Annotated in this window: 21 protein-coding genes and 1 tRNA gene; 15 read left to right on the forward strand and 7 right to left on the reverse strand. The window is 35.3% G+C overall.

The genetic code is table 11. The features are described from left to right. Positions 1-203: 203 nt before the first annotated feature. From GON26_RS03690 to GON26_RS03700, 3 genes are all read right to left on the reverse strand, one after another. Positions 204-923: a LytR/AlgR family response regulator transcription factor gene (locus GON26_RS03690; RefSeq protein ID WP_160373380.1), complete on the reverse strand. Its 720-nt coding sequence runs from the start codon at positions 921-923 to the stop codon at positions 204-206. Next, a complete protein-coding gene (locus GON26_RS03695) occupies positions 886-1647 on the reverse strand; it encodes a sensor histidine kinase (protein WP_160373381.1) in 762 nt (253 codons plus the stop codon). The genes GON26_RS03690 and GON26_RS03695 overlap by 38 nt, the downstream gene beginning before the upstream one ends. An 857-nt stretch (positions 1648-2504) precedes the next feature. Beyond that, positions 2505-2834, reverse strand: a complete 330-nt coding sequence (locus GON26_RS03700; RefSeq protein ID WP_160373382.1) for a DMT family transporter — start codon at positions 2832-2834, stop codon at positions 2505-2507. Positions 2835-3294: 460 nt separating this feature from the next. Here GON26_RS03700 and GON26_RS03705 point away from each other — a divergent pair, with 460 nt between their 5' ends. The 4 genes from GON26_RS03705 to rpoN all read left to right on the forward strand — a co-directional run bounded on the left by GON26_RS03705 (position 3295) and on the right by rpoN (position 9747). Continuing rightward, on the forward strand, positions 3295-5661 hold the full coding sequence (locus tag GON26_RS03705; RefSeq protein ID WP_160373383.1) for an efflux RND transporter permease subunit: 2367 nt from the start codon (positions 3295-3297) through the stop codon (positions 5659-5661). 453 nt (positions 5662-6114) lie between these two features. Beyond that, positions 6115-7560 (forward strand): asparagine--tRNA ligase, encoded by a 1446-nt coding sequence (asnS, locus tag GON26_RS03710; protein WP_160373384.1) that lies wholly within the window; start codon positions 6115-6117, stop codon positions 7558-7560. 238 nt (positions 7561-7798) lie between these two features. After that, complete coding sequence (locus GON26_RS03715; RefSeq protein WP_160373385.1) at positions 7799-8194, forward strand: GxxExxY protein; 396 nt, start codon at positions 7799-7801, stop codon at positions 8192-8194. Positions 8195-8286: 92 nt separating this feature from the next. Continuing rightward, positions 8287-9747: an RNA polymerase factor sigma-54 gene (rpoN, locus tag GON26_RS03720; protein WP_160373386.1), complete on the forward strand. Its 1461-nt coding sequence runs from the start codon at positions 8287-8289 to the stop codon at positions 9745-9747. A 101-nt stretch (positions 9748-9848) separates the two neighbouring features. Here the strand turns inward: rpoN and GON26_RS03725 are convergent, their stop codons facing one another. Then, positions 9849-10436 (reverse strand): thymidine kinase, encoded by a 588-nt coding sequence (locus tag GON26_RS03725; protein WP_160373387.1) that lies wholly within the window; start codon positions 10434-10436, stop codon positions 9849-9851. Positions 10437-10673: 237 nt separating this feature from the next. Here GON26_RS03725 and GON26_RS03730 point away from each other — a divergent pair, with 237 nt between their 5' ends. The 10 genes from GON26_RS03730 to GON26_RS03775 all read left to right on the forward strand — a co-directional run bounded on the left by GON26_RS03730 (position 10674) and on the right by GON26_RS03775 (position 20292). Continuing rightward, the gene (locus GON26_RS03730; RefSeq protein WP_160373388.1) at positions 10674-11678 is read left to right on the forward strand and encodes a hypothetical protein; all 1005 of its coding nucleotides are present in this window, start codon (positions 10674-10676) and stop codon (positions 11676-11678) included. A 103-nt stretch (positions 11679-11781) separates the two neighbouring features. Beyond that, on the forward strand, positions 11782-12504 hold the full coding sequence (gene rsmI / locus GON26_RS03735) for a 16S rRNA (cytidine(1402)-2'-O)-methyltransferase (RefSeq protein ID WP_160373389.1): 723 nt from the start codon (positions 11782-11784) through the stop codon (positions 12502-12504). Positions 12505-12625: 121 nt separating this feature from the next. Continuing rightward, the gene (locus GON26_RS03740) at positions 12626-12970 is read left to right on the forward strand and encodes a HopJ type III effector protein (RefSeq protein ID WP_160373390.1); all 345 of its coding nucleotides are present in this window, start codon (positions 12626-12628) and stop codon (positions 12968-12970) included. A gap of 169 nt (positions 12971-13139) precedes the next feature. Further along, positions 13140-14840: a single-stranded-DNA-specific exonuclease RecJ gene (gene recJ, locus GON26_RS03745; protein ID WP_160373391.1), complete on the forward strand. Its 1701-nt coding sequence runs from the start codon at positions 13140-13142 to the stop codon at positions 14838-14840. After that, complete coding sequence (locus GON26_RS03750) at positions 14830-16110, forward strand: MFS transporter (protein ID WP_160373392.1); 1281 nt, start codon at positions 14830-14832, stop codon at positions 16108-16110. Before recJ ends, GON26_RS03750 begins: the two co-directional genes overlap by 11 nt. Positions 16111-16356: 246 nt before the next feature. Next, positions 16357-16692 (forward strand): hypothetical protein, encoded by a 336-nt coding sequence (locus GON26_RS03755; protein ID WP_160373393.1) that lies wholly within the window; start codon positions 16357-16359, stop codon positions 16690-16692. A gap of 13 nt (positions 16693-16705) precedes the next feature. Beyond that, entirely contained in the window at positions 16706-17602 is an 897-nt protein-coding gene (locus GON26_RS03760; protein WP_160373394.1) for an alpha/beta fold hydrolase, read from the forward strand. Positions 17603-17649: 47 nt separating this feature from the next. Next, positions 17650-18513, forward strand: a complete 864-nt coding sequence (locus GON26_RS03765) for a carboxypeptidase-like regulatory domain-containing protein (protein WP_160373395.1) — start codon at positions 17650-17652, stop codon at positions 18511-18513. A 128-nt stretch (positions 18514-18641) separates the two neighbouring features. Next, positions 18642-18998, forward strand: a complete 357-nt coding sequence (locus tag GON26_RS03770) for a hypothetical protein (protein WP_160373396.1) — start codon at positions 18642-18644, stop codon at positions 18996-18998. An 82-nt stretch (positions 18999-19080) separates the two neighbouring features. Beyond that, positions 19081-20292 carry a cytochrome c3 family protein gene (locus GON26_RS03775; protein ID WP_160373397.1) on the forward strand — a complete coding sequence of 404 codons (1212 nt, stop codon included), beginning with the start codon at positions 19081-19083 and terminating at the stop codon, positions 20290-20292. Here the strand turns inward: GON26_RS03775 and GON26_RS03780 are convergent, their stop codons facing one another. The 3 genes from GON26_RS03780 to GON26_RS03790 form a co-directional block, all read right to left on the reverse strand. Next, positions 20293-21036: a UDP-2,3-diacylglucosamine diphosphatase gene (locus GON26_RS03780; RefSeq protein WP_160373398.1), complete on the reverse strand. Its 744-nt coding sequence runs from the start codon at positions 21034-21036 to the stop codon at positions 20293-20295. It lies immediately after the preceding gene. Positions 21037-21123: 87 nt separating this feature from the next. After that, positions 21124-21576 carry a 6-pyruvoyl trahydropterin synthase family protein gene (locus GON26_RS03785; protein WP_160373399.1) on the reverse strand — a complete coding sequence of 151 codons (453 nt, stop codon included), beginning with the start codon at positions 21574-21576 and terminating at the stop codon, positions 21124-21126. A gap of 309 nt (positions 21577-21885) precedes the next feature. Further along, a complete protein-coding gene (locus tag GON26_RS03790) occupies positions 21886-22650 on the reverse strand; it encodes an enoyl-CoA hydratase/isomerase family protein (protein WP_160373400.1) in 765 nt (254 codons plus the stop codon). 189 nt (positions 22651-22839) lie between these two features. Between GON26_RS03790 and GON26_RS03795 the strand changes: the two genes are divergently transcribed. Further along, positions 22840-22913: transfer RNA gene (locus GON26_RS03795), tRNA-Ala, on the forward strand. Positions 22914-22922 lie beyond the last annotated feature (9 nt).

Raw genomic sequence — 22922 nt, forward strand, 5'->3', positions numbered from 1 at the left:
CAACGTTATAAATGACCATAATACTACTAAACTTTTGAAGTTTTTACCCAATGTCTGGCTTTGAAGAGTGCGGCATAATGGCAAAAAAAGAATAGAAGTCTTTATTAAGACTGGTGAGTTCCTTACAGAGATTCTTACTTCATCAGGATGACAGGATGGTGGTTCTTGTTAGGGTATTTTTTGACCCCATAATCCAATTCAATTTACAGTTTTACCTTTGAGAGAAAGTCGGAGCGATAGGTTTCGCTCAGGATCATGGTGGTGTTTTTGCCATTTTTGTCGAGATTGTGCAATACAATTTCGTTATGATTAAAGAATTTTATGGCTTTTACCGCTACGATTTCTTTTTTGTTGACGCGGCAAAAATCAGTTTCGGGTAATTCTTTTAAAAGGGTATCAAATTTAATATTTTTCAGATTCAGGGAACTGCCATCAGTCAAAAGAACGGCTTTATCACGGCTGTCGCTTTCTGCCGTTTTGATATATTGAATTTGATTAAAATACAATAATGTTTTTCCTTTATCTGTATTCAGCTGAATGAACTTTTTGGAAGTATCTGGTTTTTCGAATCGTTCGAGAGCTTTGGAGATTGCTTTTTGCAAACGCTCTATTTTTACCGGTTTGGTGATGTAATCTACGGCATCGATATTAAAAGCATCGGCAGCATAGTTTTTATAAGCCGTGCAAAAGATGATTAGTTTGTTTTGAAGCAAGTCCGCAAGATGCAGTCCGTCCATTCCGGGCATTTCGATATCTGAGATTAATAAATCAAAGTCGAGTTGCGGAATTTCGGCTAAAAGTTTCTCCGGATTATTGAATGTTTTTACGATTTCCAGTTCGGGAATTTGTTCGCAAAGCATTTTGAGATAGGTTAATCCCGGCAACTCATCGTCCAGCAGCAAGCATTTCAGTTTTGTATTCAAGTAAATCAATTTTTAGGTGTGCAATATAAATATCGTTTTCTACAAACCTGTCTAATTTGAAGTTATTTTTATAAATGATTCGGAGTCGGTGCTCTAAAGTCGTGTGCCCGAAGCCGCTTCGTTCCTTCTTCAGTGCTTTTTTCTCAGAGATCTTATTCGACACCGTCATAAAAAACGCATTGTCCCTGAACTCAAAGATTACCGAAATAAAAGCATCGGCACTTTGCAGGTCAGCATGCTTAAAGGCATTCTCTATTAAATCTATTGAAATCAGCGGCGCCAGTAAGGGCTGCTCATACAGCTTGTCCTGCTCGTTGATATTGGTTTTTATCTTTAATTCGAAAAGCGGACTGATTTTTATTTTATTGATTTCGATTAAATTCAGCGCGAAGTCAATTTCTTCTTTGGCGGTAACAAATTTCTTTTTGCTTTCGTACAGGATATAATCCAGCACATTGGCCAGTTTATCCAAAGCAAAATAGGTTTGATACGCATGAGACTGGATAGAATTGAGTATGTTCTTGAATAAATGCGGATTCAGTTTGGATTCTAAGGTTTCTAGCTGCAGATCATTAACTTTCATTTCGAGTGCATAAAAGCTTTTCTCAGCATCGTCTTTTGCTTTTTTGGATTGCATTAATTGATACACCATAAAACAGATGATGATGACCAGTAAGAGAATTATGGAAAGAAATATGAAGAGTATGGTGTTGTTTTCCTGCATGTTGTAAAAGTTTTTTTCGCCACAGATTTTTAGGATTTAAAAGAATTTTATCTGCGTGCTATTTTTTTTGCCACGAATTACACGAATTACACAAATTTAAACCTAAAATTAGATATCTGCTCGATCTGCAAAATCTGCGAGCTTTTTTTTGCCACAGATTAAAGGATTCAAAAGGATTTTATAATCTGTGGTATTTGCGTGTTACTTTTTAACCACAAATTACGCGAATTACACAAATTATATTTTAAATCTAATTTCAAAAATCTGCCTGATCTGCAAAATCTGCGAGCCTTTTTTTTGCCACAGATTAAAGGATTCAAAAGGATTTTATAATCTGTGGTATCTGCGTGTTACTTTTTAACCACAAATTACGCGAATTACACAAATTATATTTTAAATCTAATTTCAAAAATCTGTCTGATCTGCAAAATCTGCGAGCTTTTTTTTGCCACAGATTAAAGGATTCAAAAGGATTTTATAATCTGTGTTGATCCGTTTTATCTGCGTTATCGGAGTGCTATTTTTAACCACAAATTACGCAAATTACACAAATTATATTTTAAATCTAATTTCAAAAATCTGCCTGATCTGCAAAATCTGCGAGCTTTTTTTTGCCACAGATTAAAGGATTCAAAAGGATTTTATAATCTGTGGTACTTGCGTGTTACTTTTTAACCACAAATTACGCGAATTACACAAATTATATTTTAAATCTAATTTCAAAAATCTGCCTGATCTGCAAAATCTGCGAGCCTTTTTTTTTGCCACAGATTAAAGGATTCAAAAGGATTTTTAATCTGTGTTGATCCGTTTCATCTGTGTCATCTGTGGTCCAATTCATCTGCATGCCAATATTTTTAATGACTGGAAACATACTTCAATCCGATAATCGAAGCAATTAAAGTCGAAAGGAAAAATATTCTCCAGAAAGTTGCGGGTTCTTTGAAGATAAAGATGCCGACCAATACTGTTCCTACCGCACCAATTCCTGTCCATACAGCATAGGCTGTACCAATTGGTAATGTTTGGGTCGCTTTATACAATAAAATCATACTTATGGTAAGACAGACAAAAAAACCACCCATCCAGTAAGTCGAAATGATTCCGTTAGTTTCTTTGGCTTTGCCTAAACAAGATGCAAAACCGACTTCGAAAAGTCCTGCGATGATTAATAAAATCCAGTTCATTATTGTTCCTTTTAATTTGAATACAAAGATGAGAAAAGCTACTTTATAATTACCAAAACACCCGTACTAAAATTTGTTTTTAAAAATTAAGCCGCTTCTTTTTTCAATTATTTCAAAAGAATTTCGCAAAGACATAAAGTTTTTTTTGAATAGCCCATGGGAATACGATTTAACAGGGAAAAGGGCTTTAGCCAAACTGAATATGGTTTGGCTAAAGCCCTTTTCATACCTTTATTAATCCATCCAGCTAAAGCTGGAAGCTATTCAGTTTTTATATTGACTTTTTTTTGACTTTGTCGCTTTGCGACTTTCCGTTTTTGCGAGAAATAAAACTGCAACAGATTATCAAATTATCTAAACATTATGCGTGTTAATTTATGTTAACATATCGCAAAAACAGACCCGATAGTTAATGATTTCTAGCAGTTTTCACTACATTTGCATCCATTTTAAAGATTTTATGAAAAAAGCGATACAAGTTGGATTTTGGGAAAAAGTTGCCCGAATCATTCTTAAAAATAGAATTACCATACTAATTATAGTTGCAGCCTTAACCATCTTCCTTGGTTCTCAATGGAAAAACCTTGCAATGACTTATACGGAGGCCAATCTGCTGCCTAAAGATCATATTGCCAACAAAGAATACCAACAGTTTCTGGACAAATTTGGCGAAGAAGGAAATCTTATTGTAATAGGTTTTAAAGATTCTAACTTTTTTACCCCTAAAAACTACGCTGCCTGGAATGAACTGATGACCGGTTTGAAAAAATCGAAAGAAGTGGATCTTGTCGTTTCTCTGAATGACCTTAAAAAACTGGAGAAGGACACTGTAAACGAGAAGTTTGTTCTGGCTCCTTTTATCGATCAGAGCAAAACGATCGACCCTGCTTACCTGAAAACCGTTCAGTATGATCTGTTTCACAATTTACCTTTTTATGAAGGCTTATTGTTTAACAAAGAAAGCGGAAGCGTTCGTTCTGCGGTTTACATGAATAAAGATTTGGTAAACACTGCGGCGAGAAAGACTTTTATCATTGAAAATCTTGTTCCGAAAATAGAAAAATTCGAAAAAACGACTGGTGTTGACCTTAAGGTTTCAGGAATGCCGTACATCAGAACGATTAATGCAGAAGATATGAAAGGCGAAATAGGTCTTTTTATTGGTAGTGCATTACTGATTGTTTCGTTGGTTTTCTTTTTCTTTTTCCGTTCGTTCAGAGCTACCTTTATTTCGATTTGTATTTTGATTGTGGGTGTAATGTGGTCTTTCGGGACATTAGGATTATTCCATTATAAAATCACGATTCTAACAGCAGTAATTCCACCACTGATTATCGTAATCGGAATCACGAATTGTATTTTTCTGATTAACAAATACCAGCAGGAAATAAAACTGCACAACAATCAGGCAAAGGCATTGCAGCGTATTATTTCAAAAATTGGAGTTTCGACCCTGATGACGAATTTGACGACTGCTATTGGTTTTGCAACGTTCATGATTACGGGTAATGAGTTGCTTTTTGAGTTTGGATTAGTGACTTCGATTAATGTGATTTCGGTTTATTTACTGACTCTGGTTATTGTGCCAATTGTGTATAGTTTCTTGCCAGTTCCAGGAGAAAAACATTTGTATCATTTAAGCAAAACCTATATTTCAACTTTGTTGGATTTTGTAGAAAATGTGGTGCGAAACAAACGAAAAGTAATTTATACTATTTACGGATTGCTTTTGGTTTTTAGCGTTATCGGTGTTTCGCAAATGAAAGTTTCAGGAAGTTTGATTGGCGAAATGCCAAAAAGTGCTTCTTTCTTTAAAGATATTTTGTTCTACGAAAAAGAGTTTAACGGTGTAATGCCGCTCGAAATCATGATCGATACGCAACGCAAAAAAGGCGTAATGAAATTATCGACCATGCGTAAAATGGACGAGTTGCAAAACACAATTTCGGAAATGCCTGAGTTGTCGAAACCAGTTTCAATTGTGAATTTGGTTAAATATTCGAAACAAGCGTATTATAATGGTAAACCAGAATATTATCAATTGCCAACTTCGCAGGAACAAGCTTTTATTTTGAGTTACGCCAAAAACGCAACCAAAAACAGCAAAGAAAACTTAATGAAAAGTTATGTTGATTCGACAGGACAATACGCCAGAATCACGACTTTTATGCGAGATATTGGTACCGATGAAATGGCGAAAGTCGAGAAAAAACTACATTCTAAGATTGATGAGATTTTCCCGAGCGATCGTTATAAAGTTACCGTTACCGGAAAAGCATTGGTTTTCCAGAAAGGAACTTCGTATTTGGTAGACAACTTAATCGAGTCGTTGATTTTTGCGATTCTGGTTATTGCTGCGCTGATGCTGTATTTATTCCGTTCGTTCAAAATGGTTTTTGCATCGGTGATTACCAATATTTTGCCGCTTTGTATTACGTCAGGATTGATGGGTTATTTCGGGATTCCGCTGAAACCTTCTACGATTTTGGTGTTTAGTATTGCGTTTGGAATTTCGGTAGATAATGCGATTCAGTTTATGGCGAAGTACAAACATGATTTGATTCAGAGTAACGGAAAGGTGAAAAAGTCTGTTTTCAGTTCGTTGAGAGAAACCGGAATCAGTACGTTTTATACTTCGGTGGTTTTAATTTTAGGATTTGCAACGTTTACATTATCCAGTTTTAGCGGAACAATTGCACTTGGAGGATTAATTTCTTGTACATTGGCTTTTGCGATGTTTGCGAATTTATTGGTTTTACCAGCTTTGGTTTTGACTTTTGAGAAGAAAAAAGCTAAGAAGGAGGATTTGGAAGAGTCGGGTAAATAATTTTTTTTCGCCACGAATTCACGAATTAAGAGTTTAAATCTTTGTCAAAGATTTTGAACTGACAAAGATTTAGACACAATCTTGTCATTCCAAGGAACGAGGTTAAGAAAGAGAATTTGAGTAAATATTTTTTTTTCGCCACGACCCAAGCGATAGCGAACAGGCGAAGCAATTCACGAATTTATTGAATTGATTTTAATTCGTGAATTCGTGGCGGTTTTACAATGACAAAAAACTCCTTTTGAAAACGAGTGCCCTAGCCCCGATAGGAGCGGTATCCTTTTTAGGCAATTGGAAATATCTCGTTCACCGTAAACGTTCTGCCTAAAAAGATATAGCGGATAGCGGGAAACAGCTTCTAATTTTAATAATTATCGTTTATATTTGCAACTCGATATAAAAACACTGATTTTATTTTAATCTAAAATCAGCAATCTAAAATCTAATATTAAAATGAAACACACAAAAGTTAAAGACTTATTAAACAGTACGACGACGCTACAGGAAGTGAATGCAAAAGGATGGGTGAGAACTTTTAGAAATAATCAGTTCATCGCGCTTAATGACGGTTCTACCATTAATAATATACAATGTGTTGTTGATTTTGAAAATACACCAGAAGAGACGCTTAAGAGAATCACGACTGGAGCTGCGGTTTCGGTAATTGGAACTTTGGTGGAAAGTAAAGGTGCGGGTCAGAAATACGAAATTCAGGTTTCGAAAATTGAAATCTTAGGAGATTCTGATGCTGAGAAATTCCCAATGCAGCCAAAGAAACACTCTTTGGAATTCTTGCGTGAGAATGCGCATTTGCGTGTACGTACGAATGCTTTTGGTGCAATTATGCGAGTTCGTTCTGTGCTTTCGTTTGCAGTTCACAACTATTTTCAACAAAAAGGTTTTGTATATGTAAACACACCAATTATTACTGGAGCTGATGCTGAAGGTGCTGGAGAAATGTTTCAGGTAACTTCGTTACCATTAGACAATTTACCAAAAACGGAAGAAGGAAATATTGATTTCAAGAAAGATTTCTTTGGAAAACATACCAACTTAACGGTTTCTGGACAATTAGAAGGTGAAACTTTTGCGATGGCTTTGGGTCAGATTTATACTTTTGGACCAACTTTTAGAGCAGAAAACTCTAACACTTCCCGTCACCTTGCAGAATTTTGGATGATTGAGCCTGAAGTTGCTTTCAACGATTTGGATGACAATATGGATTTGGCTGAAGATTTTATTCAGTACGTAATCAAATATGCTTTGGATAATTGTGGTGATGATTTGAAATTTTTGGAAGGAAGACTTCTGGAAGAAGAAAAATCTAAACCTCAGGCAGAAAGAAGCGAAATGGCTTTGTTGGAGAAATTAAACTTTGTTTTGGAGAACAACTTCAAACGTGTTTCTTATACAGAAGCTATTGATATTTTGAGAGATTCTACTCCGAACAAAAAGAAGAAATTTCAATACCTTATCAACGAATGGGGAGCTGATTTACAGTCGGAACACGAGCGTTATTTGGTTGAAAAACACTTTAAATGTCCGGTAATTTTATACGATTATCCAGCAAATATTAAAGCGTTTTACATGCGTTTGAACGACAACACTGAACCTGGAAGAGAAACAGTTCGTGCGATGGACATCCTTTTCCCAGGAATTGGAGAAATCGTTGGTGGTTCTGAAAGAGAAGAGCGTTACGATGTTCTGGTTGAAAAAATGAAAACCCTGGGAATCGACGAAGAAGAATTATACTGGTACCTGGACACAAGAAGATTTGGTTCTGCAACTCATGCAGGTTTCGGACTTGGATTTGAGCGTTTGGTATTGTTTGTAACTGGAATGACAAACATTAGAGACGTAATTCCTTTCCCGAGAACTCCTGGAAGTGCGGAATTCTAGGAAACGGAATTTGCCACGAAGGCACTAAGACACAAAGTTTTTTGTACCCTGTTGGTAAAAGTTTGCCACAAAGACACAAAGGCGCAAAGTTTTTAAATTTTGCTTATTAAAGATTCTAAAAAAATAAAAATACCACGAAGACACAAAGAAAGTCAACATGTATTTTTATTTTTAAAGCTTAATCTTTAAAGAAAAATAAATTCGCGCCTTTGTGCCTTCGTGGCAAACTCAAAATATTATGCTCTCTGAAAGAACGGAAGAAATTGGAAGAATTATTGTAAACTCGGCATTCAAGGTTCATAAACAACTTGGACCTGGACTATTAGAAAGAGTTTATGAAGTTTGTTTGGCTCATGAAATCACAAAAGCTGGTCTTGAAGTAAAACGCCAGGTTGATATTCCGATAGTTTATGACGGAATTGAATTTAGTGAAGGATTAAGATTAGATTTACTGATTGAAGATTCGATAATTATCGAAATAAAAGCAGTTGAGCAAATGAATCCTGTTTGGGAAGCACAAATTATAAGTCAATTAAAATTGCTGGATAAAGATTTAGGCTTTTTAATTAATTTTAATGTTCCACTAATTAAGAGTGGTATTAGAAGATTTATAAATACAAAAAGAAGATATTAAATTAAACAAATATGCCATTGTATCTTTGTGATTTCATGGCAAAAAAACTTTGCGCCTTCGCGTCTTAGTGGCTAAAAAATTAGTGTCTTATTATGCTAAAGCAATTTTTAAATTTAAAATTATCACAGAAATTATCTCCACAGCAAATTCAGCTGATGAAGTTAATTCAATTGCCTACGCAAGCTTTTGAGCAACGTTTATTGGAAGAAATGAACGAAAATCCAGCCCTGGAAGCTGGTAAAGAAGACGAATACGAAGCGGATGAATTTGCTAATGAAGAATACGACGATTATGATGATGCAGAATCGGACAGAATCGAAGCAGACGACATTAATATCGACGAATATTTAAGCGACGATGATACGCCGGATTATAAAACTCAGGTGAATAATTATGGTGAAGATGAAGAGCGCGAAACACCTTTTGCTTCTCCTATTAGTTTTCATCAGGATTTAATCAATCAGTTGAATACTTTTATTCTGAATGACGAAGAGCGCGAAATCGCCGAATTCCTGGTTGGAAGTATCGATGACATGGGTTACATTCGCAGAAGCGTTCCTGATATGGTCGATGATATGGCCTTTACTCAGGGTATTTATACCGATGAGAAAATGGTTGAAAGAATGCTGCACGTTATTCACGAACTGGAACCTTCTGGAGTTGGTGCGCGTGATTTGCAAGAGTGTTTATTGCTGCAACTGAAACATAAAACGCCAACGGAATACGTTGACTTGGCAATTGATATTATCGAAAATCAGTTTGATGCTTTTACCAAAAAACATTACGATAAGCTTTTACAGAAATATTCGGTTTCGAATGAACAGCTAAAAAAAGCGATTCACGAAATTGAAAGACTGAACCCAAAACCGGGCGGTTCTTATACCGGAAACAATAAAGTTACCGAAAATGTAGTTCCGGATTTTGCTATCAGAATTGTGGATGGAGAACTGGAACTGACTTTAAACGGAAGAAATGCTCCGTCTTTGCACGTTTCTAAAGATTATCAGGAAATGATGCAGACGTATAAAGATTCCCGCGACAAATCGTCGGCACAAAAAGATGCGGTTCAGTTTATCAAGCAGAAACTCGATTCGGCTAAATGGTTTATCGATGCGATCAGACAACGTCAGGAAACACTTTTTGTAACGATGAATGCGATTATGCATTATCAGGAAGAATTCTTTTTGGATGGTGACGAAACTAAGCTAAAACCAATGATCTTAAAAGACATTGCAGATATGGTTGGTTTGGATATTTCGACGATTTCGCGCGTTGCGAATAGTAAATATGTAGAAACACCATACGGAACAAAACTAATCAAAGAGTTTTTCTCTGAAGCGATGAAAAACGATCAAGGCGAAGATGTTTCGACTTTAGAAATTAAAAAGATTCTTAAAAATACCATTGAAGAAGAAGACAAACACAAACCGCTTCCAGACGATCAATTGGCCGAAATCTTAAAAGAAAAAGGTTATCCGATTGCGCGTAGAACCATTGCGAAATACCGTGAACAATTGGATATTCCGGTGGCAAGAATGAGAAAGAAGATTTAGTTTTTCTTTAAACCATATAAGAGATATAAGTTCATTTAAAAATAACAAACCCGACAGATTTTATAACCTGTCGGGTTTATTCTAATGAAAAAATATACTATTTATTCCTGATTTTTCTTCATTGCATTAAAATACGCTGCACGGCTAAGTGGCTCATATTCTTCGGTTTCGCCTAACATAACCAGTTTATCACTGTCTGTTTTTCTAAAACTATAATTGGCAAGGTTTCCAGTTCTTGTACAAACGGCATGCACTTTTGTTACATATTCAGCTGTTGCCATAAGCGCTGGCATAGGTCCGAAAGGATTTCCTTTAAAATCCATGTCCAGTCCTGCAACGATTACTCGAATTCCCTGATTGGCGAGATCGTTACAAACGGTAACAATTTCGTCATCAAAAAATTGCGCTTCATCAATACCAATTACGTCGCAACCTTGTGCCAAAATCGCAATATTGGCAGCAGCTGGTACAGGTGTAGAACGAATTTCGTTGGCATCGTGCGATACCACCATTTCGTCATGATAGCGGGTATCAATAGCAGGTTTAAAAATTTCGACTCTTTGTTTGGCAAATTGAGCGCGTTTTAATCTACGGATTAACTCCTCGGTTTTACCCGAAAACATTGATCCACAAATAACTTCAATCCAACCAAATTGTTCTTTGTGATTTACTGTATTTTCGAGAAACATTTTGTATTTTTCTACCTTTAAAAATGAATAGTTTTTATTACTTTGTACTGGTAATAAATTGATGTAAAAAATTACTCTTTTTACATTTTTTCAAAAGTAGAAAATTTTTATCAAAACAGAGATTCGCAAACGCTTATTAACAGAAATAAAAAAATGTTCTGCGAGTTTTCTTCAATAATCAACACAATCGAATACAAAATATATTAGAAATACCTATTCACTATAATTTCAACAGTTATGAAAAAAAAATTGGAAGCCGATTTAATCAGCATTGCTCATCGAATTTTAAAACTTAAAAACAAATCCGATATCAATCAATTGTATCTTGAAACGCAGAAATTATATGAAAAATTAGCTGTTTTAAAATTTATTGATGAAAATTTTGACTCTCCAAAACCAACAATTGGCCGAGGCGAAATAGAATCTCAAATCGAAACTATTTTTGAAAAAGAAGAAGATACTCCAGTTGAAACTAAACTTGAAGATCCTGTTATTACTGAAGAAATCGTAACCGAAGAAAATTTCGAACCTGAAATTATTGAAGAAATTGTAGCTCAAGCTGAAGAACAAATTGAAGAAACAGTGGAAGAACAAGAAATTGAAGAAGAAGAAATACCAGAACCTGTTCTAAAAACTATTGAAGAGCCAATCGAGGAAACCATTGAAGAACCTGTTCTTGAAGAGAAAAAAGAAACAGAAAAAGTGGAAGAACTTTCGTTTTCAACAAAAAGCGATTTCAATCCAATTCCCGATTTCAAACCTGCTTTTGAACTTGAGGCAATTGAAGAAGAAAAAGCAATCGAAGAAGAAATTTCAACACCATCAAAACCTGTTCAGATTTTGTTTGAGGATTTTGGTATCAATTATGCCGATGCGCATTTTGTAAAAGTGGATAATTTTGAAGCTATTCCGCCTGCTCCATCCATCAATGAATTTAAAGAAAAAACAGTTATAGAAACGGAAGTTTTAGAAAAAGCAGAACCAAAAATTGCCACATTAAACGAAAAATTAGCCAAAGGTTTCCACATTGATTTGAATGACCGAATTGCATTCACCAAAAATCTTTTCGGAAACAGCTCTGAAGATTACAGCCGTGTATTAAATCAGTTATTGACTTTTGATACCTATAATGAAGCGCAGGGATTTATCGAAAATATGGTAAAACCAGACTACAATAATTGGGAAGGAAAAGACGATTATGCAGAGCGTTTTTTAGGAATTATTGAGAAAAAATTCTCATAAACACAAATTTCACAGATTTACACAAATTTCTATTCGTGAAATTTTTAGCCTTTTAATCATTTGTGCTAATTGGTGTAATCTGTGTTAAATATTACAACAAAATATGTCTAAATTATATATCGTTCCAACGCCAATTGGCAATCTCGAAGACATGACTTTTCGTGCCATCAGGATTCTGAAAGAAGTCGATTTGATTTTGGCCGAAGACACCCGAACCAGCGGAAAATTGCTGAAGCATTTTGAAATTGGCACGCACATGCACAGCCATCACATGCACAACGAGCACAAAACAACCGAGAATTTGATTGCGCGTTTGAAAGCTGGAGAAACCATTGCTTTAATTTCGGATGCGGGAACACCGGCGATTTCTGATCCTGGTTTTTTATTGACTCGTGCTTGTGTCGAAAATAAAATTGAGGTGGAATGTTTGCCGGGCGCAACTGCTTTTGTACCTGCTTTGGTCAACAGCGGATTGCCAAATGACAAATTTATTTTCGAAGGTTTTTTACCTGACAAAAAAGGACGTCAAACTCGATTTTTGGCTTTAGCCGAAGAAACAAGAACGATGATTTTGTATGTTTCTCCACATAAATTAGTCAAAACATTAGCCGAATTTATACAATATTTTGGCGAAGACAGACAAGTTTGTGTTTCGAGAGAATTATCAAAACTACACGAAGAAAATGTACGCGGAACAGCAAGAGAAGTTCTAACCCATTTTGAAAAAACAGCTCCACGAGGCGAAATTGTCGTTGTGGTTGCTGGAAAAACAATAATTAAAGAACCTAAGAAAAGTAAATTTTCGAAGGATGATGACGAAGAATAATTTCTCCACGAACTCACCAATTAGCAAAATTAAAAAAAATGGTCACCACAAATTACACAAATTATCACAAATTTAATTAGCGGAAATTTGTGCAATTTGTGGTAAAAAAAACATCAACATTATGTGCATTCAAGCCTTTTTAGAAAAACTAAAACAAACTCCAACCGAAATAGCTTTCGCAGAAACGATTGCTACGATTGAAGAAAACTACAACTTTACACCAACAGCTTTCCAAAACGGAACGCAACATAACGCTGCCGGAGAAAACTCTGGTTCTTGCAAATTATTTTCTTTCGCAAAATTGCAAAACTTAAGTCAAGAAGAAACATTAGCGTGTTTTGGTGCTATTTATTTCGAAGAAGTTTTAGGTGATCCAAACGGAACCAATCATCAGAATATTCGAAACTTCATCAATACAGGCTGGGACGGAATTCAGTTTGAAGGAAGTGCTTTAGAAGCAAAATAGGCATCTTGCTAAACTGACACTAAATAATTTAGCCACAGATTAAAAGATTAACACAGATTAAAAAATCCTTTTAAATCCTTTAATCTGTGGCAATAAAAATTACATTTCTGACTAAACGATTTTCGATTTCTCCAATCTAAAATCAACACTCTAAAATCTAAAATTAGCAATGCGTTGGACAATAAAACCAAAACCTTCTGAAGATAAAATCAAACATTTGGCGCAAGCCCTGAATGTAGAAGATTTTGTAGCAACGCTTTTGATTCAGCGTGGCATTGAAACTTACGAAGACGCCAAGAATTTCTTTCGCCCTTCGTTAGAACATTTGCATGATCCGTATCTGATGAAGGATATGGACAAGGCTGTAGCACGAATTGAACTGGCTATCGAAAATCACGAAAACATATTGGTTTTTGGCGATTACGATGTTGATGGAACAACAGCCGTTTCGCTGGTTTCTTCTTATTTAAAATCACATTATCCAAATATTGCGACTTACATCCCGGATCGTTATGACGAAGGTTACGGAATCTCCTTTAAAGGAATTGACTTTGCCGACGACAACGGATTTTCGCTAATTATTGCGCTCGATTGCGGTATAAAATCTATTGATCATATCGCCTACGCGAAAGAAAAAAATATCGATTTTATCATTTGCGATCACCACCGTCCAGGGGAATTTCTTCCCGATGCGGTTGCAATCTTAGACCCAAAAAGAGAAGATTGCACTTATCCTTATGATGAATTGTGCGGTTGCGGCGTTGGTTTTAAACTGATTCAGGCTTTAGGCCAAAATCGAAATGAAACCATTGACGATTTAGTCGAATATTTAGATCTAGTTGCCACAGCTATTGCCGCCGACATTGTTCCGATTACGGGAGAAAATCGTGTGCTGGCATATTTTGGCCTGCAGGTCATCAATGCTGCGCCAAGACCCGGAATCAAGGCTTTAATTCATCAGATAAAAAAGAAAGTTTTAGATATTTCTGATGTCGTTTTTATTATTTCGCCCAGAATTAATGCGGCAGGAAGAATCAAACACGGCAATCATGCAGTCGAATTATTGACCGAATTTAACTTCGAACAGGCACAGCAATTTGCATCAGAAATAGAACAATATAATGCTGACCGGAAAGATTTAGATAAAAAAATTACCAAAGAAGCTTTTCAGCAAATTGTAGCAAACAACGAACAAGATCGATTTTCGACGGTAGTTTTTCAGGAAGACTGGCACAAAGGCGTGATCGGAATTGTAGCTTCAAGATTAATTGAGACCTATTACCGTCCGACTTTGGTTTTTACGAAAAGCGGTGATAAATATGCGGCTTCGGCACGATCTGTAAAAGGATTTGATGTTTACAATGCGTTGGATGCCTGCGCTGAACATTTGGAGCAATTTGGAGGTCACATGTACGCAGCCGGAATGACTTTGAAAGCCGAAAATTATATCAATTTTAAAAACGCTTTCGAAAAACAAGTTGAGGAAACGATTCTTCCAGAAATGCGAACGCCAGAAATCGAAATTGATGCTGAAATCGACTTTACCGATATTACGCCTAAACTAGTCCGGATTCTAAAACAATTCGAACCTTTTGGACCTCAGAATATGACACCTGTTTTTATGACCCAAAATGTAAAAGATACAGGCTACGCCAAAACATTAGGTGCAGATGATGAACATTTGAGATTATTTGTCAAACAGAATAACTCCGAAGGCATTGCTGCCATTGGTTTTGGACTCGGAAAAAAAATAGAAATCGCAAAAAACCAACAACCTTTTCAGTTAGCCTACACCCTTGCTGAAAACGAGTGGAACGACAAAGTTTCGACTCAATTGATGTTAAAAGATATTAGAACAGATGGAAACTAAGCCCCACAAACAAGATCCTTATCAGGCGTTGCGCTTTAGAGAATTTAACGTGTTTTTATTGTTGCGTTTCGCGATGGTTTTTGCCTGGTCGATGCAATTTATTGTAATCGAATGGGAAGTTTATAGTTTAACCAAAAACCCACTTTCGTTAGGAATTATTGGCTTAATGGAGGTAATTCCTGCTGTTTCAATGGCATTATTTGCCGGTCATATTGTAGATCAAAGAGAGAAAAAAGGTTTATTAGTAAAATGTATTTTAGGCTTCTCGGTAATTAGTTTTGGGCTATTTTTACTGACCTGGCTAAAAGTTGTGGGTGGCTACTCCCCTAACGTCATTTTATATTCTATTTACTTTTTAGTATTTCTAGGCGGATTGGTTCGTGCTTTTCTTGGACCAACAATTTTCTCACTATTGTCATTGATTGTACCTAAAAAAGCCTATCCAAATGCAGCTACCTGGAGTAGTTCGGTTTGGCAAATTGGTTCGGTTTTAGGGCCAGCGGTGGCGGGGTTTTCAATAAATTGGATAGGTGTTCACTGGTCAATGTGTCTGGTTTTCGGATTCTCTGTTTTCTCTTTAATTGCCTTATCACAAATCAGTAAAAAACCAATTCTGAATCCAAAAATTGGCGAACCGGTTATGGAAAGCCTGAAAGAAGGAATCAAATTTGTGTTCAATAATAAAACCATTTTAGGAGTACTTTCGTTAGATATGGTAGCCGTTCTTTTTGGAGGCGCTGTGGCTTTATTACCTGTTTTTGCTCAGGATATTCTAAAAGTAGGCCCGGAAGGATTTGGTGTTTTGAGAGCTGCTCCGGCAATTGGTGCTTTTATCACGATGTTAATTTCGGCATACGTTCCGTTGTATAAAAAGGCTGGAATGAAACTTTTAGTCGCCATTTTTATCTTCGGATTGTGTATTATACTTTTTGGAGTTTCGACTATTTTCTGGCTTTCAGTCGTGGCGCTATTTTTAAGCGGAGTTGCTGATGGAATCTCAGTGGTAATTCGCCAGACGATTTTACAATTGAAAACTCCCGATCACATGCGCGGACGCGTTGCTGCCGTAAACTCTATGTTTGTAGGTTCATCAAACGAATTAGGCGCTTTCGAAAGTGGTTTAACAGCTAAATTGATGGGAACGGTAACATCGGTCGTTTTTGGTGGGAGTATGACGCTTTTGACCGTTTTAGGCTTCGGAATAAAATCACCTACATTTAGAAATTTAGATCTTCGCAAGGATATGGAAGATCATCATAACGCAGAGTAAATGATAAAATTTAAAAAGATACTTCTAATTATTCATTTTGGAATACTCGCAATATTGATAATGAATTTAATTTTTAAAGCAATCTTCGAAATTAGTTTAATTTCGAATTTGCGCTTTTCCCTAAAGGTTATCTTTTATTTTTCGGCTTCAGTTTTATTTTTTTACTATCGAAAACCTTTTAAAAAAGTATCATTATATTTTTCAATCTATATATTTTCTCCATGTTTAATTTTTATAAGCTGGTTAATGGATGGCATTCTCGGAGCTATATTATCCTCTATTTTTCTTTTCTTATTTGCTCCTGATGACATTAGATTCAAAAATGATCAAATCCAAATTAATAAAAAATTTGGAGGTTTTTTAGGTGCCTGTTGTACATATGAAATAATTGAGAAAAAGTATTTATTGTTCGAAAAAAATATAGCTGAATTTCAATTTGAAAAAAACCTATATCTGAAAAAAAATGATGTTAAGATTAAAAATGATATTTTGGAAATGAATCTCATCTTAAAAGATTATAATTTAACAGAAGATCATTACATCGCCAAAGACACTATTATTTATGTGGCTTTAAAAAAATAAAACTTTAGGATAGATGAAACAATTACAATTGGCTTTCTTCTTAATGTTGTCCTTTTTGGTAAACGGGCAAAATCTCTACATTAAAACCTACGGAAACAAAAAGGAGAAAGCCATTGTTTTTATTCATGGCGGCCCAAGCGGAAATTCGACGTTATTTGAAAGTACTACGGCTCAAAGTCTTGCCGATAAAGGCTTTTACGTAATTGTTTACGACCGCAGAGGCGAAGGAAGATCTACAGATTCTAATGCAAAATTTACTTATAATGAAGCTTTTCAGGACTTAAATTTTATCTACAAAAAATACCATTTAAAGAAAGCTACACTCCTTGCTCATAGTTTTGGCGGTCTCGTAGCAACACTTTTCACAGAAAAATATCCTAAAAAAGTGAATGCACTTGTTTTGGCTGGAGCTTTGATTTCGCAACAAGAAACTTACGATCACATTTTGAATTCTGTTGGAGAAAAATATGCAGAAAGAATTAGTGAAATTAAAAAACTAGATAAAAATTCAGCCGAGTACAGAAAAAAATGCTTTGATTTAGCCGGTGAAAACGACTACTTTAAAATGCCAAATCCAACTGGAGATTCTCAAAAACTAAGAGCTAATTACGAAGCAAGCAATTTTTATAAAACCAATATTAGAAATCAAAATGCACCGTTGCTTTTTTATAAAAATGAAAAGCTCAAAAATATAGACAGCACACCGTATCTTCAAAAAATTAAATCAGCAAACACTCCTGTTTTCGCTATTTATGGTAAGGAAGATGGCATTTTTTCATCAACTCAAATTAATTCAATTAAAAAATTAGTGGGCGAAAATCATTTTGCATTACTAGAAAATTGTTCACATTATCTCTTTGTCGATCAACAGAATAGATTTCTGGAAAATGTTAAAAATTGGATAAAGTAATTCTGATTTCAAATCCTATTTCATTTCTTTAGAAGAAATTTCTTCAAATGAAATACAACATTACTCTTGCTTTCTTCTTTCTAACTTTTGGAATAACAGCTCAGGAAACTTCCATTTCGGGCGAAATAAGAGATTCTAAAAACAATCAATTTTTAGAATATGTTAATATTGGCATAACCGATAAAAATTCGGGTACCGTTTCTAATACAAAAGGAATTTTTAATTTAGTTCTTGACAAAAAAGTTACTCCAAATGATACTATTGTATTTTCGCATATTGGTTTTGAGACGAAAAAAATATTGGTTAGTCAGCTAAAATCTGCTCATAATAAAATAATTTTAGACCCTTCGGAAAACACTTTAAAAGAAGTTGTAGTCAAATTCAAAAAACCAAAACCAAAACAATTTGGGCGAAGTTCAAAAGGATTAGGCCTTATGCATTCTAATTTTTTCTACGCTATGGACAAAACCATTGATGACCGATTAAGTCGTGAAAAGGGAATGCAATTCAAAATAAAAAAAGATTGCAAAGTCAATGATTTTAATTTCAATATTACATCAAATGAATTTAAGTCGGTAAAATTCAGATTGAATTTTTATAAAATTGAAAATGACTTACCCACCGAAATTCTAATTGAAAAAGATATTGTTTTTGAAGTAAAGGACGGCTTCTTGGGTATGTATAATTTAGATTTAAACCCATTTGATATTTATCTGGATAAAGAAATGGGAGAAATTGCGGTAACTATTCAATGGATTCAAAGCGTAAAAAAGGATGAAAACAGTAGATTCTTTGCCATTTCAACTGCTGCTTCTCCAACAGAAACCAGCTTTTACAGGGAACGAAATAGGAGTACCTGGTACAAAAGTGGTCAAAGTTTAACTTTTTACCTCAATACAATGTGCCAGTAAAAAAATATTCGTTTTTTTAAAATGAACTTATATCACTTATATGGTTCATTTTTTTATCACATTTTTATGAATTTTTTATTTAGAATTAATATAAATAATATTTATATTTGTTGAAATAAAGATTCACAATGAGAGAAATAGAACAAATATATCATAACAATTTTGGCATCGCTTTTTACTGGAAAGAAGGGACAGAAGTGATTTCAGATAAAGTACAATTGGTTTTTAAGGAAACTGGTTTTTATCTTACTCTTGACGAAATGAACCAGTTTTGCGATTTGATCGAAGATAGTTTGACTGAAAATGCTTGTTGCGAAGCTTGTGAATTGAAAAATTCCTGCCATAAATTTTTATTAAAAACACCTTGTTCTCAAATAGATTTGGCGGTTTCTATAAAAGAATTAAAATCAATCAAAGATTTGGTAGAAGGCTCTTTATTCAAGATTGAACTGGAAGAATATGTGTATGGAGTCGGGCTAAATTAAACAAATTCACAATCATTTAAGAATCCATTTTCATTATTAAAATATATTTTAGAATTACACTAAAAAAAGTATATTTACAATAATGAAAAAAACAAAAATACTTTTTGCTGTTGTTGTTTTAACAGTTCTTTTTGTGAACTGTACCAATAAATCTGACGAATATACAGACCCTCGCGGAACCGATTATGCAGGTTCTGAAAGCTGTATAGAATGTCATCAGCCACAATACGAAATGGCTTCTCATAGTTCGCATTTTAAAGCGACCGCACCAGCAATTCCGGAAAATGTTCTGGGTGATTTTGACTCAAAAAATCACGTTTTCATCTACGACAAAAACACAAAACTGGTCATGGAAAAACGCAACGACAGCCTTTATCAGGTTTTGTATAAAAACGGAAAAGAAGTCGAAGCACATCGTTTTGAAATTGTATTTGGAACAAAACATGCTCAAACCTCTGTATATTGGCGCAGCAACAACACCTACGAACTGCCACTCTCTTACTACAATTCTATACACAATTGGGCAACAAGTCCCGGTTTTCCAGCTGACAAACCTTATTTTGACAGGCAGGTCATCAAAGATTGTTATGCTTGTCATAGTTCAAACATCAGTAGCAAAAGCGTCAATCAGAGTTCGGAAGAAAAAAATTTCATGTCGATGGATGTGGAAGATGTCATCAATAAAAAAACAATTGTTTATGGTATTGATTGCGAACGTTGTCACGGACCTGCAAAAAAACATGCTGAATTTCATTTGAAAAACCCAAACGTAAAAGCAGCCAACAGTATCGTAAGTTATAAATCGCTAAACAGGCAACAAAAACTAGATGCCTGCGCACTTTGTCATGCTGGAAATGATGGTATGAAATTGAAATCCCGCTTTGATTTTAAACCTGGAGATAACCTTTCGGATTATTATCGGGATACGAAAAGCATTACGGACACAGCAAATTTTGATGTACACGGAAATCAATTTCGTTTGATGGCGCAAAGCAAATGTTTTGTAAATAGCGATAAAATGGATTGTATAACATGCCATAATCCGCACCAAAATGCTTCGCCAAATTTAGCTTCTTATTCCAAAATCTGTATGACGTGTCATCAGGGAATTGAGCACAAAGCAACTACGCTAAAAATGATGCCTGCAAAATTATTAGCCGATAATTGTGTGGAATGTCACATGCCGAAAAAATCCTCAAATGCCATTACATTTCAGCTTTCGAACAGCAAGGCCCTGTCTAAATACATACTGAGAACACACCGAATTGGAATTTATCCAGCTGCTAAGAAATAATTATTTTTCGAATTTTTGTAATTCAAAATTTTCACCATCAAAAACGCCGTAAGTAAAATACCCAATCCAGTCACCCAGATTGACGTAGTTTGAGTTTTCTCCCACCGGAATAATCATGGGTAAATGACGGTGTCCGAAAATAAAATAATTGTAGTGTTTGGTTTCTAATTTACGTTTGGCGTACAAAACCAGCCATTCGTTTTCTTCGCCTAAAAATTTTACATCTTCGTCGCCAGAAATTAGCTTATTTTTTACTGATAAATATTGTGCCAAACGAACACCAATATCAGGATGCAGCCAACGAAACAACCACTTTGAAAACGGATTTGTAAAGACCTTTTTCATTCTTTTATAACCCAAATCACCAGGTCCTTTTCCATCGCCGTGACCAATTAGGAACGTTTTTCCGTTAAAAGTAAATTCCTTATTATCATGATACACCGGAATATTCAATTCGGTTTCAAAATAATCTTCCATCCACAAATCATGGTTTCCTACGAAAAAGTAAATCGGGATACCGCTGTCTCGAATTTCGGCTAACTTCCCCAAAACACGTACAAATCCCTTTGGCACAACCGTTTTATATTCGAACCAAAAATCGAACAAATCGCCCAATAAAAAAATCGCTTCTGCATCTTGTTTCACTTCATCCAGCCAAGCGACGAATTTTTTTTCGCGAGGCAAACTCAACTCAGCAGTTGGAGCGCCAAAATGTTGGTCTGAAGCAAAATATACTTTTTTCATTGAAAGAGTTGTGGGTTTTGAGTTGTGGGTTTTGGGTTAAAACGTTATTCTTGTAACTTGGAATTTGGAATTTATTTTTTGGGATTTTTAGATATTATCACTCGCGTACCATTCGGCAAACGAAGATTCTGTTTCCTGAAGTTTTAATGAGAAAAGCGAAATTCCACTTGGAAGTCGTCCGATGATTCTCTCGGCAAAGTCAACCACCATGTTTTCACTCGTTGGCTGATAATCTACCAAAATCACGTGATGTCCACGATCTTTCAATTCATTTGCCAGTTCAATGTGCGGTGTTGTCTGATTGAAAACAGTGGCATGATCAAACTGATCGACGATTTCTTCTTTTACAATTTTCTTTAGATCCGAAAAATCGATTACCATTCCGAATTTTACATTCGAACGATCCGTAATTGGCGAACCAATAACCGTTACCGACAATTTGTAACTATGACCGTGAACGTTTTTGCATTTTCCGTCGTAACCGTACAAAGCGTGACCGGTTTCGAAACTAAATTGTTTTGTAATTCTGATATTACTCATCGGGAATTTTTTTTGCAAATTTAAGGAATAGATGCGAGAAATGGGCTTTAATTACAAAAACGTTAAGATATGAGATTTTGAATTCATTACATAAGATTACGATCTGCTACACCAACTAAATAAAAAAATAGTCCAAAAATGATACTGATTGAACAGATAAAAAAAGATTTTAAGATCTAAAAGACAAAAAAATATTTATCATACTGTAAACAAATAACTTAGCTAAATATTGATATAACTAAAAATACAAACAAAGTTATTATGAAATTAAATAAACTTATAGCACTTACCCCTTAAACCACAAATTCTTTACTTTTTAAACTGTAATAAAGCTGTTTTAGTAAAATCCGACAAAACCAATTTTCCAGTAATTTTAGCTCTTTCCAATAGCAAAGAATCCCAGTTTTCTGTTCCATCCCAAATTATTTTTTTCATTTCAAATAATGCTTCCGGATTGTAACTGCTCAATTTCTGAACAAAATTTTCCACCTCGGCATCCAGATTTTCTTTAGAATAAATAGCCGAAAAAAGCCCTTTCTGAAAAGCCCATTCTGCCGGTTTCCATTCATGTGCTGCCAGCGTCATTTCCGTCATTGCCGTTTTACCAATTTTTCGGGAAACAGCAGGTTCGATTACAAACGGACCAATTCCGATTGCCAGTTCAGACAATTTCACAGCACTTTCAGGAGTTGCCAAAACATAATCGCAAGCCGCAATAATGCCAACACCACCACCAACAGCTTTGCCCTGAACACGACCCACAATAAGTTTAGAACAACTGCGCATCGCATGAAGCAAAAGAGCAAATCCTGAAAAAAAATGAATGCCCTGCTCCTCATTTTCTACTGCCAAAAGTTCATCAAACGATGCGCCCGCACAAAAAACTTTGTCGCCTTCGCTTTGCAAAACAACAACTGAAACTTCCTGATGCGTACTTAAATAAGTAATTTCGGCAGTAAGTTTATCCAACAACAAACGCGGAAAAGAATTGCTTGCGGGATGACCAAATTGCACCGTAGCCACGGCTCCAGCAATAGTAGTTTGTAAACTTCCGCTTTGATTTTCAACACTCATACATATAGATTTGATGGTAAAGTTACGGTTTTGACAACTATTTTCAATTGATGCGTTTTAAAACTTGCATTTTGTCAATTAATTGATTTAATTTGCCTTCAGATTGGGGGATTAGCTCATTTGGCTAGAGCGTCCCGATGAAAATCGGGAAGGTGATAGTTAGAATAAGAATTCTCTACATTACATCACGGGGGATTAGCTCATTTGGCTAGAGCGCTACGCTGGCAGCGTAGAGGTGATCGGTTCGAATCCGATATTCTCCACAAAAAAAC

The sequence above is a fragment of the Flavobacterium hydrocarbonoxydans genome, assembly GCF_009789235.1.
GTDB lineage: Bacteria > Bacteroidota > Bacteroidia > Flavobacteriales > Flavobacteriaceae > Flavobacterium > Flavobacterium hydrocarbonoxydans.